Origin of the sequence: Ruminococcoides bili (genome assembly GCF_040093295.1) — a bacterium.
Classification (GTDB): Bacteria; Bacillota; Clostridia; order Oscillospirales; family Acutalibacteraceae; genus Ruminococcoides; species Ruminococcoides intestinale_A.
This window is the reverse complement of sequence record NZ_JBBNJY010000018.1, coordinates 1-16,954: the sequence shown is the minus strand read 5'-3', so window position 1 is coordinate 16,954 and position 16,954 is coordinate 1. Positions and strand designations below refer to the sequence as shown.

Here is a 16,954-nt window from a genome sequence, read left to right as displayed (position 1 = left end):
CCTCCTTATTTCTTGTAAAAATCTTCAACGGCAGACTTGATGTTTGAGCCGGACTTTGCTTTCGCACCGCCCGTGGGTCCGCCGAGGTTTAACTTTTTCTGTCTTTCATCAGACTTGAAAAGAAAAGGCTTGTTTGTTTTAAGCTCTGCAAGCTGTTCGTCAAGACCTGTGATTTTGCCGTCTTCTCCCTGTGCAACCTTTGACATATCAAGATTAGCCTTTACAGATACCAAATCCGCTGCACCTGCGTTGTTGATAGCATTTTCAACAGCCTGCTCAAACTTATAGTCATTGAGCTTTTTCTCACCGTCTGCCTGTGCCTGTGCAAGCTTTGTCTGCCAATCAGGGTCATAACCCTCGAGATTTTCATTTGCAGTTTTAAGCTGATTTGACACATCGTCATACTTTTCCTTTTCGATGTACTGACCGCCTGCAAGGTTACCGAGCTTGACATCTGCCGCATTGTTTACCTTTTCGGCAAACTGGTCAAATGTCAAAGCCTCATCACCAAACAAGGCTTTAAGGATTTCCATTAAGTCCATAGTTTTACCTCCGTTTAATTTATTTTTGAGTAATATTAAAAGCCCCCGAAAATCGGGAGCTTATAACCTAATTTATTCTACCGGTTCATATGTCCTTGCAAATATATCAGGTTTGCAAGGATATTTTTCACCATTAACACCAGTAATAATATAATCACCGGGACTTGCTGTCATATCACCTTCAAGTGTATGTATAACGATTTTTTTGTCAGTTTGATATGCGTCAATAATTACCGGTCTTTTTCTGTATTTTGCCATGAATATTCATCTCCAAATAAAAAATTAAGCAAAAGTAAAAGGAGTATTTCAAATACCCCTTTAAATACCGTTTAAATTCGTTTAATTTGCATTTTAATTGATTAGTGGTGTAACTTTACATTTTATATAACAAAGCTGATATAAAGCAAATAAAGTAAAGTCAAATGTTATTGTGTTTCTGATAAAGTATTTCATCATAAATTTTGTACATTCGCTTTCCGTTATTATTAACAGTGTCTTCATTATCCATACCACTATCAACAATTTCCATAGTTATTTCATCTTGGAAATCACCAGTTTTTTCTACATCAAAATAAACAAGGTTTCCCTTTTCTTTTATATTCGCAACCATTTTATATGCATATGGAATCTTATCTTTAAGAAAATTAAAATCATTTTTTTGTAATAAGAAAGTCATAATACCACCTATTTCAAATTCACTTGTATTAAATTACCTGTATATGGATTGACCGTTACACCACACTTATCAGTATAATGCAAAATACTATCTCCATTATGCGTGGATTTTGTTTTTCCGTTTATCAAAGCATCTTCAATATCAGATAAAGGTACTCCACTTCTTGGTTTATCGTTATGTGTAGGGTCATTTTTAGTACCAAAAACACGCTCAAGAAAATGCTTACTTTGTGATTTGATTTTTATACCTGATGCAGTAGTTAATCCTATAAGTTCATTTTGTACTTTGTCATAATACTCTTCATATTTATCAAAACCAGTTAATGGTGATAACATACCTTTATCAATAGAACTAACATAATTTTTCAAAAGTGCATATCTTTCAGTATCATTATACTTCACATTGTAATATTCTGCAAGTGTTTTTATGTTATTTATGTTATGTTCGCTACTCCAAGTTTTATAATGCTTGTTAGCTGATGAAACTGCTTTTTGAGCCGTACTCCTGCCAAAACCATACTTTTGTACTCTGTCATTACGCTTGAGCAAGCCTGTTTTGTCACAGAAATTGTTAAGCTCAGCTTCACGATTTTTCAGCTTTACGGATTCTTTATTAAAAATGTTCTGATAAGCCTTTTTTATTGCTTCGTCATCGGCATTTTTAATGCTTTCGTCATAAGCGGCAAGTATGCGTTTTGATTCTCTGATTTTTCTTTCATAAGCTCGTTGCTTTTGTTCTGCTTCATAAAGAGTGTGCATAGAGCCGTCAGGATACTCAATATTTTTAGCGTCCATCTGCTTTAGCTTTTCTTCGTCATACATTCGTGTACCGCCAAAGTACGGATACCAATCGTGCCTGCAGTTCCACCCCTTAAAGCCGTCACCCGAACCGTAGCCAATGTCTGACAAGGACAGATAACCTTTTCGTCCGCTCAAACTTACAACCTGACCTTGCCAATATGAATGACTCGGTCTTGCTCCTGCGTGGGCGGTAATCTCCATAAGGTCACAGCCAAGCTCCTGTGCATTTGCAAGACAAATTTGCCCTGTTGTCTGACCTATACCTGTCATTACATTTCTGCGAACCGCTACATCCATCTTATCCTTGTGACCTGACGGATACACAACTTCCGCTCCGTTTATTGCTACTTGCTTTATAGCATCAACAATAGCCTGTTGCGGAGAAAATGCACCGCTTGTTGCTTTAAGTTCCGCCAAACTGCAAGCGTTAATAAAGCTCGTTTGAGATGATACCGCCGTTGTCAGAGTAAGATTGCTTAAATTGCCTTGAGTTTTCTTAAATCCTGCCTCTAATATCTGCAGTTGAGTATCAGACACCTTGATTGACTTAGGGTTAAGACCGTTTGCTCTGTATATTTCGTTGTCATATTCAGTCGCAGTAATGGCAGCGTCTTCAAACAGCTTTTTAAGCTCCGACTCACATTTACCGCTGTACTTTGAAATACTGTTTAAAATGTCAGAGTTAAGCGTACCAAGCTCCTGCATATGCTGTGCCTGCCATATTGCCGTATCTGTCATTGTTCCCGTCTTAGCCACTCTGCGTGCTATGTCACGAACAATAGCCTCCTCAAGCTTAGAATAAAGTTCTAATATGTCATCCGCACAGTGAGCAAGCTGTTCAGGTGTAAGCATTAAGCACCACCCTCGTTAAAAAAGCTCTGCACTCCGCTTTCAGGTAACATTTCTGCCGCTTGTTTGTCGTCTACTCCGTAACGCCACTTGAGATAATCTGCCTTTTTGCGGATACCGCTGTTGACCTCATTGAGCTGTATTGCCTGCTCCTTGTCTTTATCCTCAAGCACACCATCGCCCCAGTTAAAGCTAACTTCGTACTCACCTGACGGAGCAAGATTACAAGCGTCTGTCATAGCATTGCACGCATATATGTAGTCCTCAAGCACCGCCTCAAGCGAGTGTTGCATATCAGACACAGCAGTATAACTACGCTGTTTTGAGGCTTTAATCTCTTCCGCTGTCTTATCTACATTTTGCGGATTTGACAGCGTACCGTATGCAAGAGAGCAGTTAAACTCAATCTGTCTTTTTATTTCGTTCAAGCCTTTAGCGTAGTTATCATCACGCAAAGTCGGATTAAAGACTTCATAAAAAGACTTATCCTTGTTCTCATCTGCATCAATGCTAATTTTACGAAACAGCCTGTCACGGGTTGACGGTGTTCCAAGTGTACCTTCGCCCGGTCGCTGTCGGAGAACTTCTTCGCCTGCATCAACTGCAAGCTCGCCGCCCTCAAATTCCCATAAGTACCTATCCCACTGCAAGTCAGCCTCATTAAGCAGCTTAATTGCTCGGCTGTAAACAGACACACCTAAGGGACTGTCACTTTCTATGTGATTTGCAAATGGGACTTTCCAAAATGCAAAAAGAGGACGGTCAACATCATTAATAACTATGTATGGGTCAATACCTGTCCACATATCGCTGCCAAGATTTTCAGGATTTATTTCCGCTCCGATGTTATCTGGACTTGACGAAACAAAAAAATGACTTTCAATCGTGTGTGATTTGTTCTCATAGCTGTAAGTCTGCTTTTCAATTCGTGTGTAGTAATCCTTGCCTTTAACCTGTTGGTCAAAAAATATAGCAGCGGTAATAATGCCGTTGCTGTATTCAATGGGAATGAATTTGTCCTGCGTAATGCAATCAGGCAAAATAACACCTTTACGCACATACGGCTTAAACATTATGCCGCCAACAGTACAGCCTGCCTCAAGTCTTACTCTAAGCTGTTTAGTCAGTTTTTCGTACTGTTCCTGCAAATAGTCTGCTCGCTTTGAACCTGTTATCTTACTTTCAAACTCAATCATAATAAGTCTTGCAAATTCTGATGCTATCGTAGCTCCGAGATTGAGCGTTTTGCCGTGACAGGCATTACTCCACCGTGGTTCATCAGCATAAATTTCAAGCCAATCTTCCATGGCGTCTTCCATATCATCATAATGATAACTTACTATATCGTCCGGAGATAACTTATTCACGAGTGTCCTTAGCCAACTTAAAAATACATATTTAGCACGCCTTTTCAAATTCTCACCCCCTAATCGTTATATTTAAAAGTCTTGCGTAGAATCGTGTACGCAAAATATCTTATATCGTCCATTGCGTGGTCGTTTTCCTTAATGACCTTATCTTCTTCGGCTTTATCGTCCCAACGATACATACCAAACTCTTCTTGTGATGCCTTACACTTAACTCCGATTTTAATGCGACCGTCATTAAGCATCTGACTTGTTGTTCTGATACCGTTGAGCACATCATTTTTTGCTGATTTCACAAAAAATTTACCGTGCTTTTTAATCGTTGCCTTAAATGATGCAGCTGATGGGTCAATGATTACATATTCAATGTATCTGTCGCCTGCGAGCTTTTCAAGCTCTGCATAATGCTCTTCATCTGTGCGTTGGTATCCCTCTTTACGGCTGTTATAATAGTATTCGTCAACCCTGATAGCCTCTTTGTCGGTAACGCACCACAGTCCCATTGAGCAAGGGTTAATAGTACCGTAGTCCATTGATATGTACCACTGTCCGACAAGCTCATCAGGATTGCCGTTCCACAGCCTTTCGGATATATGGTCGTTGAAGTCCTGATAAACAAGTCCCTCTGCAATTACCCATTCGCCCAAGATAAAACGACGGAAGAAAGTACCTTGATAAAGGCTATAATACCGCTGCTTAACCTTTTCGGATAAGCTCAAATTATCATCCATTAAAAATTTAAGTCGTAAAGCGTGCTTATTTTCAGCCTTTAAAACCCATTCTTGATAAAACCAATGATTAGGATTATCGGGGTTGCAGTTGAACCAGAACCTTGCGCCCTCAACCGAGCAACGGGCGAGAGCCTGCTCAACGAATGAGCGTGGCATCAGAGCAACCTCATCAAAGAGTACGCCTGCAAGCGTAACACCCTGAATCAAGTCCTGCGAGCTTTCGTCCTTACCGCCGAAAATGTAAAAAGTGTTTGTCTTTCCGTTTTTACTGACTGTCAGTGAGTTTTCCGAGCGTTTGTCCTTGATGTCATATCTGTGCTTTAGCATATTGATAAGCGGCTTAATAACATTTCTGCGGCAAGAGCCTACGGTCTTACCGCAGATTGCAAAGTTGCAGTCAGAGAAGGTATCCATTGCCCATATCAGAAAGGATATGCTCATACTGACCGTCTTACCGGAACGGACAGAGCCATCTGCTATGATTGCATCGTATTTATCCTTAATTCCGTCAACCTTCCACCATGAGAGAACTTTAAGCTGTTTCTTTGAAAATGGTTTAAATTTCATCAGCAAAAGCCTCCTTGCCTGCGCCTGCAAGCGCTTCAATCAATCCGTCGTCAACACTGACAACAGTTTCAGGCTTGAAGTATTCGGCATACAGCTTGATAGCCTGGGTGTCACCGCTTTGGCATTTCTTTATCAGTGCTTCACGGATAGCCGTTAATTCGTCATTTTCGTATTTTTCAATCAGGGCGTTGAGCTTTTTGCGAAAATCCTTTGACTTGACAACTCCGTAGGAGAGAGCCAAAGCCTTTAAGTCCTCCACAATATTAAATTCCTGCTTTGTATTTGTATCTTTAAGTAATTGTTCAAGTTTTGACAGCTTATCCATTCGCACTCACCTCCAAAATAAAAACACCCATTAAAGGGTGCTTAAAATAAGTTTAAATACCGTTTTATGCAAGCTTCGCCATCCGCTAACTTTGATGTTATCGGTGCTAAGTGTATAACAACCATTCATCAAGCGAAGACGAATCAATCCGCTGTCTGCTCCGGCATTTGTTCTGTATCTTCTATAAAAGATACTTTTATTTCTTTTTCTTCTCCGGCAACAGTAACCTTGACTGTTGCTTTCTTGTATCTGCGTTCAATTTTTACAATTTTATCTGCATAATCTGTTAAAAATCCGCTGACAACTTTATAACTGTCGTCATTAAATTTTAAAACTGACGGTTCAGATAGCAAATCCGATAACTTGAGAACAAACTCTGATTCACTCTCGCTTAACGGAATCGGATTCTGACCTCCGCCAAGAATTTTAATTATTCCGCTTATGTTATTCATAGCGTAGTATTTTGCCCAGCTGTATCGCATAAACACAAAAACATAACCTGCAAAAACAATGTATGCTTTCTTAATCCATTTTCCGCTCTTGCGAATAATACGATTTTCAATAGGTACAGCCGTTGAAAAGCCTCGGCTTTCTAATGCTTTAGCAATGTCAAGTTCACTGTCTGTTCTGACATGTAGTACATACCATTCGTATTTTTCCATACTAAGCCTCCTTAGCTTGTTTTTTAAGCTTCGTAATCTCTTCCATAAGCTCATTGTACAAGCGTGGGTTACTTTTCTTGATAGTTTCATAAAGCAAGCTCTGATTTTCCTCAAGTGCAATCTGCTTGTCTGACTTGACATCAATGTCTGTTTTGCGTTTGTAAGCAACTGCTCTTGCAAGTGCCGTAGCCTGTCTTAGCAGGTCGTCAGCCGACACATCATCAAATTGCCCTTCGTCAAGCTTTGCAATAGCGTCAAAAACTTTTTGAGATGCCATTCGTAAAATAGCCTCGGCAGGGTCAAGTTCGGGATAACGCTCTGTTTCTGTGAGTATCATTCTGAAATTTTCTTGTGCTATTCTCAACTGCTGTGCGTTTGCTAAAAATCTTGATGCATAACGACTGACTGCCGCCTGCGACAGCTGCTCTCCGTTTTCAGAGAGATATGATACGATTTCTCTGTATGTCTGACCACTAACAAGCATTTGGTCTACTGTGTCCTTGAGATCAGCAGGAAGTTTATCAATCTTTCCGCAAGCCCTGCGGTTGTTTCTGCCCATAGTTACACCTCAACCGAGTTGTCGCTAATTGTGCCGTCAAGCAACTTAATGCCTTTCTGTGATAACTTTGCCTCAAGCTCCTCATATGGTACATCAGCAATATCCGCAAACTCTTTAGTTTTAATCTTACGAAGTAAGATGTACTCTGATAGGAATAAATAATTTACAGAAGAAAGAAAGTCATGCTCAGACACATCACCAAGGGCATATTTAACATCAGATAATTTCTCATAACCTACACGAAGAATGTTAATAGTTCTCAAAACCTGACCGTTGTTTTTAACAAAGTTTCTTGCTTTGATTTTCTGCATATATTCCTGTGCTGCATCAATCATCATTTCTTTTTCCTCCTCTGATAAGCTCCATAATTAGCTTGTTCTGTGTTTTTATTTCTTCTTTAACCTCGTTTATTGAGTTGTAATAATCTTTCTTTGTTAAGCAAGTATCCTTAATTTGTTCTACATCTGTCTGCAGTTTGCCGATAGATTTATTTACATCATTTTTAACATCTTTAAGCTCATCTTTCGTAACATAAGACAGTTGTATCTCTTTAATTTCCTTGTCGTGCCTGTCAGCCTCATTAATAGTACGCTTAAGAAAAAAGCCGATAATTGCTATTGCTCCTGTGACAATAAGACCGAACAACCACCAAGTGTCTGCCGTAAAATTCATATTTTCAACTCCATAAAAAATAAGGTATTATCAAGTTTCTAACTCAATAATACCTTATAATTCGGATATTTCGTAGAGGAAAAATATCCTTAATTTATTTCCTAATCGTCAAAGATACTAAGCTGACCGTCAAGCTGTCCGCCTGAACATATCAGCCTGACATATCGTTCAGAGAGGTCATATTCTTTTGCAAGCTGACTGCTGTTGTATCCGTTGTACTTTGCTTTAATTTCAGCATTGCGTTCAACCTTTTGTAATTCCGTATATTTTTGAATATACACAGTATCGCCGCCAAAAGATTTGCACAGCTTAATATAGTTTTCAATGCCTATTACCTCAGCTATATCACGCTGAGTGCCTATGAGATCGTCAAGATGTATTTCCACCGTCCTTCCTCCTTTGAGCATTTGCAATGTATTTTTTTAGTATTTCAATCAGTTTAACTCCCTGCTGATATGTAAGCCACGCAAAGGGGTATTTCGGTAAAGCATCAATATGCAATTCTTTTTTAATTATACCACATAAGCGGTCACCAAGTTTTGCACTTGATGGTTTTTTATCAAGTTTTTCAAGGCTATACATAAGCTGCCATACCTTGCGTGTCTGACCGTCTGACATCTTACCAATACATTTATCTTCACGCTTTTTTGCTTTGAAAGGATGTACAGTTTTAGGTTCTGTAAGATTAGCAATTCTAAGCTTGTTCACAAGTTCTGCAACAACTTTTTTATATTCCTGTTCGTCGAGCTCTCGGACGCTGCTTTTTTGTGCTATGCTATACACAAGTTCGTGTAGCAGGTCATTTTTATTACCGCTTTCAACGAGTCCGAGCCTTGCGCCCATAGCATAAATTCTTTGAGTTTGCTGTGGTTTTAACAATTAATTCACCTCAGCTTAAAGAGATTTTTGTGCTTTCCTCAACCACAAATGCACTTTGAATTTTAAGAAGAATATCGTTAATATGTTCTTCATCATCAATGCCGTTAATAGTGAGAAGATTTTTAAAATCCTGCCAGACGGCAGCATCAGAAATGAGATAAGCATATTCCTTTGCATCTTCCTCCGACAAGGAGGTAAACTTTAAGATATTGCTGACATCCTTGTCATAATTAATGCCCTTGCACTTCTTAAGGAGCTGCTTACGCTCTTCATCAGACACGCCGTTCATCTGCTCAATGACTTCTTTTACAGTGCATTTAACATAATTTCCTGTCCAAAGACCTATCAGCATTCGCTTTGCCGGAGCTGATAAAGAATAGTCTGTCTTTTCTGTTACTGCGTCCTCGTATGCTTTACCAAAAATTATTGGTAAGAAAGAATCGTATGTAACTTTAAGACTTTCAGCTGTAACGGCTGTCAGGTCAAAAACATCACCCTCATATCGAATACTCTTATACTTCGTATTCTCAAGGTCAGCGGTGCACTGCTTTATAATTTCAGCCTCAAGCTTATCCTTACGCTCCTTGAGCTTTCCCATATCAACCTTAATTGCCGCAAGCTCATCAATCTGTTTTCTTAAATCAGTCATTATTTACATCCACCTTTGAAAGAATTTTTTTAGCGCAGTTTATGCAAATCACAACATCATCTGCTTTTACTACCTTATCAACCGTTCCGCAGAAACGGCAGCAGGGAGCTGACGGCTTAATTGTTACCGTTCCGTCAGCCGAGGTGCTAATATTAACAGCGTTGCCGGGGAACATGCCTGCTTCGACTCTTATCTGCTTTGGCAAAGTAATTGAGCCGTTTTTGCAAATCTTTTTTGATGTTTCCATATGTGTTTACCTCCTTAATTATTTTTGAATTGTGTGTTCCTCACTCTGCATTTTACGGGCTTGTGACCGTTCCTAAAGGAGCTGCATTAAGGAACAGGGAAATTATCCCTGATTCCAATACTGATCAATACTTTTCAACAAAGCATTTAAGTACATATTTGCTATTGCTTTTCCTTTTTGATTTTTTATTTTTTCAAGATAAATCACAATTAAGGATGCAAGTTCTACTGTTACATCCAAAGGATTTCCGGCAATAGTGGCCTCTCTTTGCTCATCATCTCCGATTACTGAGATAATAACGGTTTTCTCTGCAATAATAGCTTTCTTGGCTTTCTCCATCAAATCGTTTATGTATGCACAGCCTGCCTTTTTAGCTATCTTTTCATCAAAAGTAATATCCATTATAAAACCTCCAAAATTTCAATGCTTTTATTGTTGTCGATAAAGTGCTTTTTCATCTTGTTGAAATTAGTCCAATACGAAAACCACTCCTCGTATGCATATCTGTCTGCTAATTCTTTTTTAGCTTTCTTGCTGCGTATTCCGCAAGCCTTAAAGTCTTTTTCTTTAACAAGAGTTCGTTTTTTACAGCAGAAGAAACGCCTGCGTTCCTCGCAGTCTTCAACGAGCCATTTGCCTTTAAAACTTCCGTTGATATAGACTGCGATAGCGTTTTGAAATTGCGATTTTTGGCATAGTATAAGCGTTACTTCGTATCCGTCAATAAGCAGCTTAGCTCCCGGTGAAAACACCGACTTCAATGCATTATCAACCTTTTTCCAATCTTCATTAGTCATTTCAATATTCTCCTTTGAAAGAGAGAGTTATAATCTACATCAAGTAAATTACATAATTCCTCAATGTTTTTTAGCCCCGGTTCACATACACCTGTTTCCCACTTAGTATATGTTGTTCTATTTATACCTAATCTGTCTGCAATTTCTTGCTGTGTGTACCCTTGCTTTTTCCTTAAAAATCTCAAATTGATTATAAAGTTTCTTTGTATTCCTTTTAACATTTATTTTCTGTTAACCTCCTTGAATAAACTGCAATAATCGCACCTTTCAACAGCAGCGTTTGAAGATATGCAATAACCTTTTTGACTGTTAAGGATACTTTTGCTGTAATTCAGACAGTTACCGCAAACACTGCCCTTACAAATATGTACTGCGGTAACTTCCTTTTGCTTTTCATTTTCTGCGTGTATTAACATTTTTATTCCTCCTAAATAGTCTTAATACATCTGTTTTTAATGCCCAACCAAAGCAGATACAAAGCACTACACAAGGGATAAACAGCATTTCAACGCCATATGAAGCTATGCGAAATCCCATCTTTTCGAGCATTGCAAGGGTAATTGCTCCCATACAAAATCCTGTTAAAACATACAACATAATTCTCTTTAAACTCATTTTAAATTCCTCCGTAAACATTAATTTTCATGGCTTTAGCCATTGCAAGTAAGCCGTCATATGTAATATTGCCGTTATCAACTGCGTTTGAAAACACATTGCTTGCTCCTCTGATACCTTGTTCTGAGCGTGCAATACCAAGCAATAAATTCTTTGCTTTCTCATCCTCATCAACAGGTGGGAAAAGCAACGCTATATCATTTGCAGTAATTGATGTTGTGTGTCTGATTTCAGTAAGTTTTGTTCTGTTTCTAATCTGAGCGAAAGCCTCCTTACTTCTGCCTGTATTGGTTACGGTTTCAATGTTGCCGACAAGGCAAATACCGAGTGTTGGGTTGCTGTCGAAGAAAGCTCTGATTGCCTCAATAGTCTTTATAGGAAGGTGCTGAGCTTCATCAATGATAATCACCTTGCGTTCTCCTGCAAAGCTGTCTGACAGCCTCATCCACATTTCATCCTTGCGACCGCTTGCCGTAATCTTCTGAGTACGGCACATCAGCTTTAAAAATGCGTTAAGAGTAACCAGACAAGGATTAACGGTAACATATATCGCCGAAGTAGGAAAATCCTCTGCATACTTCTTACAAGCCATAGTCTTTCCGATTCCTGCATCTCCGCACTCAATAGCCAGACCGCCCTTGAGGTGACACAAGCGGATTGTTTCATATACTCCCTCACTTATGCCTGTAGGCTTGTATGTACCGCTTACAACTGCACTCCTGAGGTTTTCCGCTGCGTTCTTGTTTGCAAAAGCCTCGGTCAATGAAGCTTCAAACTTAGCTATATCACCCTTGAATTCACCTTTAAGGTAAGTTGAAATATACGCAGGTGACCAACCAAGTGCTTTAGCCGCTTGATTTTGCGAGCCTTTGCAAGCGTTTTTAATATAATCTCTTAGCTTTTGCTGTAATTCAGGATTGATTGACATATTTATTCCTCCCTCTGTCTTTCTTCAAGATTCCTGATCATTTTTGCTTTATCAATTTTTACTATATTATTCTGACCGACTGCCACAGGCAACTGTTCTGCCGTTTCATCGGCACGATGTACTGAAATAACTTTAGGATTTATTTCCTCTGCTTTTGCCTTGTTTTCTTCGGCAGCGGCAAGCACAATTTCAAGAGCCGTTTTCTTGCCGAGGGCGGTAATCTGACTTGCTTTAAGCTCCTGCTTTGTGAGCTTTTCAAGACTTCTGACTTTGCGTAAAGCTTGTCCTACTGCGTCTTTAGATGAACCATAAGTAAGTACCGCCTCATTATCAACAGGTACAGTCATTATGTAGTTATCATTTAGGTCATACACTCTAACTGTTGAAATATCCTCAGGGTCATATCTGCAATACATTTCCTTGCCAAAGTAATTGAGTATAAGCTCATCGTTGTAGTAATCAATCTTTTCTCCTGCAATAGTAAGATGTACGCCACGCCTGCCGACTTTCTGACTTCTTGTGCTGCGCATAAGCATGAGGTTAAGGTCAAGCTCCGAGGCAACTCGCTTTTCTTTGAGGTTTTCTCTGTAAACCTGCATTCGGGTTTTACCGCTGTCCGAGCTTACTGCACCGCTGTAAGGCTTTTCGTTCATATAGTAGTTTAAAATATCTTCAACCGCCTGAGTAAACTCATAATCAGTAGGTATGTTGTCAGTATCTTTAATTACTTTTTTAAGCCTTTCGGGGCGTTCTACAACATTGCCACCGGTATATGTAGGAAACAGTCTTGAAAGTCTGTCTTTAACATCTCGAAATCGTCTTTCAATGATTTTTGCCTTAGCGTTTCGTACGATGGCATTTGTCATTTTAATGCCGAGTCGTTCAAAAATGGGAGGCGGTGCAAACTTATCTTTTTGACTTTTCTTAAGTCGGTGACCAAGTCCACCAACATCAAATGTCAAAAACTCTCTACCGTTATCTACATATATGTTTTCAGGGATTCCGTACTTAACAATGCCCTTTCGTAGAGCTATCAATGTAGCCTGCGATGACGGTGCATCGGTTACATAACAACCTGTAAAAATGCCTGAGCGTGCATCAAAAAATGCTGTAAGATAAAGTCTGTGGATACTTCCGTTTTCGCCTTTCGTCTGCACATCAAATGTGTGGTTATCTGCAATCCACCATTCGTTACTTGCCATACCCTCGTATGTACGCTTGATGTATGGCGCACAGCGGTCACGAAACGCTTTCATACCCTCACGCCCCATTATTTCAACAGGTTTAGGTATTGCCGTTTGCACTTTGCGATAGAATGATGCGTAAGCAGGTAGTGGAAGGAACTGTGGAGCTTCTCTTTTAAGCCACATTTCCGTGTATTCGTAACAAGCTTTAATCGGGTGTTGAGCCTCATCAAGATAAAAACTTAAAAAACATTGCCACGCTTCTTCGGGGATAGATGATGTACCTTTTTTCCATGAACCTCTGTTATCCAGTAATCCTGCAAGGTCATCAGCTTTTAAAGCTGCTTTTTTGCGATATAAAATACCTTTTGAAATATTTAGATCAGGGTTTGCAACCTTTTGTAATTGCACAAATTTTTCTGTTGCAGGTACTTTCTGCAATTTTGATGTTGCACAATACTCATCCCAAGCATTAAGTATTCTTATCCATTCAGCAATTTCCTCACGTTGTTCAGCTGTAAACTTGTCAAACTCCTTGTGAGGTCGCTGTGTTTTTTCCTTTTTGTTTGCCAGCAAATTTTCAGGAATATCTATTGCGTGAGATTTATAATATTTGAGTTGCTCTTGCTCTGTAAGTTCTTTAATCGGAATTAAATATTTTTTTCGATTGTTTTCAGAAATTACAACTTGTGCTTTAATTACACCGTTTGCAACTCCAGCTTGTATATGTCTTTCAGAACGGTTTTTGAGTTGAGCAACTTCTTTTACAGTTAAATAAGTCAAAAAATCACATCCTTTTGACCTGCCATCATCAGAGCAGGGAGGTCATTTCCTGCTGACCGCCTTGCGGCGGTTTCGGCTTTGTGGTATTATTAAAAAGATAGGGGGTGAACTATATGGATATAAATTTGTTTGATATAGCGACAAGTGCAACATCGTTTGCTAATATACTCTTAACAGAGAATTTAAAGAACGACAATAATTTCTCTGTTAGTACTTTAGAACAAATTAAGAAAAATATTTTTGAAACAAAGTATGCCAATGATCATGCAACTAATATTGCAATCGGTGCTATACTTTCATATCACGAACAATTAAGAGCAAAATTACTTGAAGAAGCAAATATTGATATCGGCGAAATCAAGTCTTAATTTTTTTGATTCGTTTTATTGCTTTTGTAATATCTTCCCGAGTATAACCGTAGTTTATTAAGTTGCACTTCCGCTGACATCTTTTGATGTTGGCGGATTTTTTTAATTTTATAATTTCCTCAGGCGACAATCCGGATTCTTCGTATTCGCAAAGTCTTTGCAGCACTTCTCGTGTCTGACCTACCGACAACTCCGCAGGAGCAAGTGTTTTATTGCTCGCTTTGTATCCAACAATGCAGCTTCCTAATTTTATTGTTAATCTTTCCATATATCCTCCTTGATTTTTCTTGTGTCCCCGGCATAGTCGATATGCCGTTTGATATGTTCGTTATATCTACCGCTTTTCTTAGCTTCATATACTATGTCTGAAATCTGATTAGGATTTCTGTCGAGGTCATTGCCTATTTGCTCTGCACTGTCACCTCGCCAATAATACACGCAAACAAGAAATTCAGTATCTTCTGTAAGTTCTCTGTACGGCTTTTCAACTTTCTTCTTAGGTTTGCGAAGAGGGTGTCCGCACCTGTAGCAAAGCTTTTGGAATGGATAAACAGTTTCAAATCTTACTTCGCATTTTGCACACTTCTTACTGATAAGCTCGCCCATAATGAGCCTCCTATTTTAAATTTAAAAAGACCTTGCAATAAATTCCTTGACCGCCGCTGCACGATCAGAGAAGTAACTTCCGCTGTACGGATCACCGTCACGGTCAAGCCACCAGACTACCCAGGGCTCAACAGCTTTTGGGTTGTGAGCAATAATTACACGATTATTTACATTTCCTAAAACTGTGTATCTGTTAAATACTTTTCCAATCATAGATGATTATCTCCTTTTCTTACAAAATTTATTTCTTTATCTACCAGTGTATTTACTGGTACCTTTAATGCTTTAGAAAGACCGTATAAAATAACGATGTTCATATTTTTTTGCCTTTGTCCTTGTTCAATAAGATTGTAGTAACTTTCAGATATACCCATACTTTTAGATATATCTAATTGAGTTAAACCTTTTTTGTTTCTCAAATCAATGAGATAAACACGCTTTTTCATTTAGTCACCGCCTTTACTTTGCATATAGTCAAGTTACAAGTATATAATACGCCTTTATTTACTATTGTCAAGATTTTTCTTGACATTTTGCAAAGTTGGATTTACTTTACTATTAGTAAAGTTTATAATAATAAAATAGGGGCTGAGCTTATGACTAAATTAAAAGAATTACGAAAAGAACACAATTTATCAATGAAAGAATTAGGGAAAATTCTCGGTCTTTCTGAAAGTACTATTTCTCTTTATGAGGCAGGAAAAAGAGAACCTGATATAAAAACAATTATAAAAATTGCTGATTATTTTAATGTTAGTGTGGATGTTTTACTTGGTAGAAATGAAACAAATAAAGATGAAATTCTCGATACCGAATACAGAGAAGTAGTTCGTGATGACCACAGTTTGTCCATGTTTAATTTTGAAAAAATGTGTGACGAACTTGATGAGCATAGCTTGGACAGAATTCATTCTGTCTTATATTCTTTAAGAAGAATTCAATATAACGATGCTTTATTTGCAAAAGATAAACAGTACTTATTTTCCGCAATAACTGAATTGATAGGTAGAATTGAACGATATGTTGATGATTTCCGAACAGCAACAGATTTTGGAAAGAAGTTCGATTATACTTTCCATAATAAAAGATTTATCAACGGTGAAGTTGCCGTATTAAAAAGAATTACTAATCTTATAACTCCAGAACAGAAACCTGTTACTGAAAGCACTATTGTAATTCCGTTTTATGAAACACCTGTTTCAGCAGGTACTGGCTCTTGGCTTAGTGATGAAATTTTAGCTGAATGGCTTACTGTACCACGAAATGATACGACTACTTTAGCTGATTTTGCATTAAAAATATCAGGTGATAGTATGCAGCCTAAGTTTTCAAATGGTGAAATTGTGCTTGTTAAACAAACATCAAGTGTATTTGAAGGTGAGATTGGAGTTTTTGTACTTAATGGAGAATCGTATATTAAAAAATTGGGGAAAAAAGAGCTTATTTCACTTAATCCAGTCTACAAACCTATACAATTACATGAATTTGATGATATTCGTTGCGTAGGAAAGGTTATTGGTACTGTTAATATTGAATAAATATACATATTTTTTAAATGATTATGCAAATCAGCTTGTTTAACAAATTTTTAACAAGCTAATTGTTGAATCGTTAAAAATATAGTGCTTATCGAATGCGAACAACTTCGCATTACTTTTTAATATGTTCGCATTTATCGGTATTACTTGATGTTTTTATTTATAACTTTAAAATGTACTAAAAGAACGATTTAAAGCCGTTTTAAACGCTTTTAAACACCCGATATTTAAAATATTACGGAGTAATCGTTCTGCCAAAAAGCAGTTTAATTACTCCGTTTTTCTTTTTCGCACTAAATAGAAAAAACAAGCCGTTTTTCAAAGTGTAATCTTTTTTTACACCTAAAAAACGGCTTGTTTACTATATTTTTATACTTTTAACTTTTTTTAACGGCTTTTTACGCTTTTTCCTATTCTATGTGAAAACTTACATTTAGCGGAGTGTCGGTCGGGCATTGAAATTTAGCTAACGCTAAATTATCCTCCCAAAAACAAAAAAGTTTACTCAATTTTTTCAAAAATTGCGGGTTTGGGCAGCGCCCATAAAATCTTCCGATACAACAATTTATCAGGCGCAAACAGCCACGCTGTTTGCGTGCTAAAACTAGAT

28 protein-coding genes and 1 other RNA gene are annotated in these 16,954 nt (G+C 38.1%); 2 read left to right on the top strand and 27 right to left on the bottom strand.

Annotated elements, in window-relative coordinates; all coding sequences use genetic code 11:
* Positions 1 to 5 precede the first annotated feature (5 nt).
* From AAAY30_RS07110 to AAAY30_RS07000, 23 genes are all read right to left on the bottom strand, one after another.
* Positions 6 to 542, bottom strand: coding sequence for a phage scaffolding protein (locus AAAY30_RS07110; protein ID WP_499215890.1), 537 nt, complete (start codon positions 540 to 542; stop codon positions 6 to 8).
* Positions 543 to 614: 72 nt separating this feature from the next.
* Positions 615 to 800: a hypothetical protein gene (locus AAAY30_RS07105; RefSeq protein WP_294388700.1), complete on the bottom strand. Its 186-nt coding sequence runs from the start codon at positions 798 to 800 to the stop codon at positions 615 to 617.
* A gap of 160 nt (positions 801 to 960) precedes the next feature.
* On the bottom strand, positions 961 to 1,218 hold the full coding sequence (locus tag AAAY30_RS07100; RefSeq protein WP_252558906.1) for a hypothetical protein: 258 nt from the start codon (positions 1,216 to 1,218) through the stop codon (positions 961 to 963).
* Between the two features lie 8 nt (positions 1,219 to 1,226).
* Positions 1,227 to 2,870 (bottom strand): phage minor capsid protein, encoded by a 1,644-nt coding sequence (locus AAAY30_RS07095; RefSeq protein ID WP_499215891.1) that lies wholly within the window; start codon positions 2,868 to 2,870, stop codon positions 1,227 to 1,229.
* Complete coding sequence (locus tag AAAY30_RS07090; RefSeq protein ID WP_499215892.1) at positions 2,870 to 4,282, bottom strand: phage portal protein; 1,413 nt, start codon at positions 4,280 to 4,282, stop codon at positions 2,870 to 2,872. The genes AAAY30_RS07095 and AAAY30_RS07090 overlap by 1 nt, the downstream gene beginning before the upstream one ends.
* A gap of 11 nt (positions 4,283 to 4,293) precedes the next feature.
* Entirely contained in the window at positions 4,294 to 5,532 is a 1,239-nt protein-coding gene (locus tag AAAY30_RS07085) for a PBSX family phage terminase large subunit (protein WP_337781855.1), read from the bottom strand.
* Positions 5,522 to 5,857: a hypothetical protein gene (locus AAAY30_RS07080; protein WP_337509183.1), complete on the bottom strand. Its 336-nt coding sequence runs from the start codon at positions 5,855 to 5,857 to the stop codon at positions 5,522 to 5,524. The genes AAAY30_RS07085 and AAAY30_RS07080 overlap by 11 nt, the downstream gene beginning before the upstream one ends.
* Positions 5,858 to 6,000: 143 nt before the next feature.
* The gene (locus tag AAAY30_RS07075) at positions 6,001 to 6,519 is read right to left on the bottom strand and encodes a transcription termination/antitermination NusG family protein (RefSeq protein WP_337509182.1); all 519 of its coding nucleotides are present in this window, start codon (positions 6,517 to 6,519) and stop codon (positions 6,001 to 6,003) included.
* A gap of 1 nt (position 6,520) precedes the next feature.
* Complete coding sequence (locus AAAY30_RS07070; protein WP_337781854.1) at positions 6,521 to 7,078, bottom strand: phage protein Gp27 family protein; 558 nt, start codon at positions 7,076 to 7,078, stop codon at positions 6,521 to 6,523.
* Between the two features lie 2 nt (positions 7,079 to 7,080).
* Positions 7,081 to 7,416: a type VI secretion protein gene (locus AAAY30_RS07065; protein WP_252558899.1), complete on the bottom strand. Its 336-nt coding sequence runs from the start codon at positions 7,414 to 7,416 to the stop codon at positions 7,081 to 7,083.
* Positions 7,406 to 7,750 carry a DUF948 domain-containing protein gene (locus AAAY30_RS07060; RefSeq protein ID WP_252558898.1) on the bottom strand — a complete coding sequence of 115 codons (345 nt, stop codon included), beginning with the start codon at positions 7,748 to 7,750 and terminating at the stop codon, positions 7,406 to 7,408. The genes AAAY30_RS07065 and AAAY30_RS07060 overlap by 11 nt, the downstream gene beginning before the upstream one ends.
* 101 nt (positions 7,751 to 7,851) lie before the next feature.
* The gene (locus AAAY30_RS07055; protein WP_301954411.1) at positions 7,852 to 8,136 is read right to left on the bottom strand and encodes a Mor transcription activator family protein; all 285 of its coding nucleotides are present in this window, start codon (positions 8,134 to 8,136) and stop codon (positions 7,852 to 7,854) included.
* Entirely contained in the window at positions 8,120 to 8,629 is a 510-nt protein-coding gene (locus AAAY30_RS07050) for a phage protein GemA/Gp16 family protein (RefSeq protein WP_337781853.1), read from the bottom strand. Before AAAY30_RS07050 ends, AAAY30_RS07055 begins: the two co-directional genes overlap by 17 nt.
* A 10-nt stretch (positions 8,630 to 8,639) precedes the next feature.
* Positions 8,640 to 9,278: a hypothetical protein gene (locus AAAY30_RS07045; RefSeq protein WP_301954409.1), complete on the bottom strand. Its 639-nt coding sequence runs from the start codon at positions 9,276 to 9,278 to the stop codon at positions 8,640 to 8,642.
* A complete protein-coding gene (locus AAAY30_RS07040) occupies positions 9,271 to 9,525 on the bottom strand; it encodes an AbrB/MazE/SpoVT family DNA-binding domain-containing protein (protein ID WP_337781852.1) in 255 nt (84 codons plus the stop codon). Before AAAY30_RS07040 ends, AAAY30_RS07045 begins: the two co-directional genes overlap by 8 nt.
* A gap of 102 nt (positions 9,526 to 9,627) precedes the next feature.
* Positions 9,628 to 9,927 carry a hypothetical protein gene (locus tag AAAY30_RS07035; RefSeq protein ID WP_252558893.1) on the bottom strand — a complete coding sequence of 100 codons (300 nt, stop codon included), beginning with the start codon at positions 9,925 to 9,927 and terminating at the stop codon, positions 9,628 to 9,630.
* Positions 9,927 to 10,322: a hypothetical protein gene (locus AAAY30_RS07030; protein ID WP_337781851.1), complete on the bottom strand. Its 396-nt coding sequence runs from the start codon at positions 10,320 to 10,322 to the stop codon at positions 9,927 to 9,929. The genes AAAY30_RS07035 and AAAY30_RS07030 overlap by 1 nt, the downstream gene beginning before the upstream one ends.
* Positions 10,319 to 10,543, bottom strand: coding sequence for a helix-turn-helix domain-containing protein (locus AAAY30_RS07025; RefSeq protein WP_302601621.1), 225 nt, complete (start codon positions 10,541 to 10,543; stop codon positions 10,319 to 10,321). The genes AAAY30_RS07030 and AAAY30_RS07025 overlap by 4 nt, the downstream gene beginning before the upstream one ends.
* Entirely contained in the window at positions 10,544 to 10,738 is a 195-nt protein-coding gene (locus tag AAAY30_RS07020; protein ID WP_302601619.1) for a hypothetical protein, read from the bottom strand.
* Positions 10,716 to 10,937 (bottom strand): hypothetical protein, encoded by a 222-nt coding sequence (locus AAAY30_RS07015; RefSeq protein ID WP_302601618.1) that lies wholly within the window; start codon positions 10,935 to 10,937, stop codon positions 10,716 to 10,718. Before AAAY30_RS07015 ends, AAAY30_RS07020 begins: the two co-directional genes overlap by 23 nt.
* A gap of 1 nt (position 10,938) precedes the next feature.
* Complete coding sequence (locus AAAY30_RS07010) at positions 10,939 to 11,865, bottom strand: AAA family ATPase (protein ID WP_302601617.1); 927 nt, start codon at positions 11,863 to 11,865, stop codon at positions 10,939 to 10,941.
* A 2-nt stretch (positions 11,866 to 11,867) separates the two neighbouring features.
* Positions 11,868 to 13,832 (bottom strand): Mu transposase C-terminal domain-containing protein, encoded by a 1,965-nt coding sequence (locus tag AAAY30_RS07005; RefSeq protein WP_337781850.1) that lies wholly within the window; start codon positions 13,830 to 13,832, stop codon positions 11,868 to 11,870.
* Between the two features lie 13 nt (positions 13,833 to 13,845).
* An RNA gene (locus AAAY30_RS07000) (hammerhead ribozyme type II) lies at positions 13,846 to 13,910 on the bottom strand.
* A 35-nt stretch (positions 13,911 to 13,945) separates the two neighbouring features.
* Between AAAY30_RS07000 and AAAY30_RS06995 the strand changes: the two genes are divergently transcribed.
* A complete protein-coding gene (locus AAAY30_RS06995; protein WP_173312326.1) occupies positions 13,946 to 14,200 on the top strand; it encodes a hypothetical protein in 255 nt (84 codons plus the stop codon).
* Here AAAY30_RS06995 and AAAY30_RS06990 read toward each other — a convergent pair.
* From AAAY30_RS06990 to AAAY30_RS06975, 4 genes are read right to left on the bottom strand one after another with little or no spacing between them, the layout of a single operon-like run.
* Entirely contained in the window at positions 14,190 to 14,468 is a 279-nt protein-coding gene (locus AAAY30_RS06990; RefSeq protein WP_337781849.1) for a hypothetical protein, read from the bottom strand. The two genes, AAAY30_RS06995 and AAAY30_RS06990, sit on opposite strands and share 11 nt — an antisense overlap.
* A complete protein-coding gene (locus AAAY30_RS06985) occupies positions 14,456 to 14,806 on the bottom strand; it encodes a hypothetical protein (RefSeq protein ID WP_337781848.1) in 351 nt (116 codons plus the stop codon). The genes AAAY30_RS06990 and AAAY30_RS06985 overlap by 13 nt, the downstream gene beginning before the upstream one ends.
* Positions 14,807 to 14,827: 21 nt before the next feature.
* Positions 14,828 to 15,019: a hypothetical protein gene (locus tag AAAY30_RS06980; protein ID WP_337781847.1), complete on the bottom strand. Its 192-nt coding sequence runs from the start codon at positions 15,017 to 15,019 to the stop codon at positions 14,828 to 14,830.
* Complete coding sequence (locus AAAY30_RS06975) at positions 15,016 to 15,252, bottom strand: helix-turn-helix domain-containing protein (protein ID WP_337781846.1); 237 nt, start codon at positions 15,250 to 15,252, stop codon at positions 15,016 to 15,018. The genes AAAY30_RS06980 and AAAY30_RS06975 overlap by 4 nt, the downstream gene beginning before the upstream one ends.
* Positions 15,253 to 15,402: 150 nt before the next feature.
* Between AAAY30_RS06975 and AAAY30_RS06970 the strand changes: the two genes are divergently transcribed.
* Complete coding sequence (locus AAAY30_RS06970; RefSeq protein WP_337781845.1) at positions 15,403 to 16,344, top strand: S24 family peptidase; 942 nt, start codon at positions 15,403 to 15,405, stop codon at positions 16,342 to 16,344.
* Positions 16,345 to 16,954 lie beyond the last annotated feature (610 nt).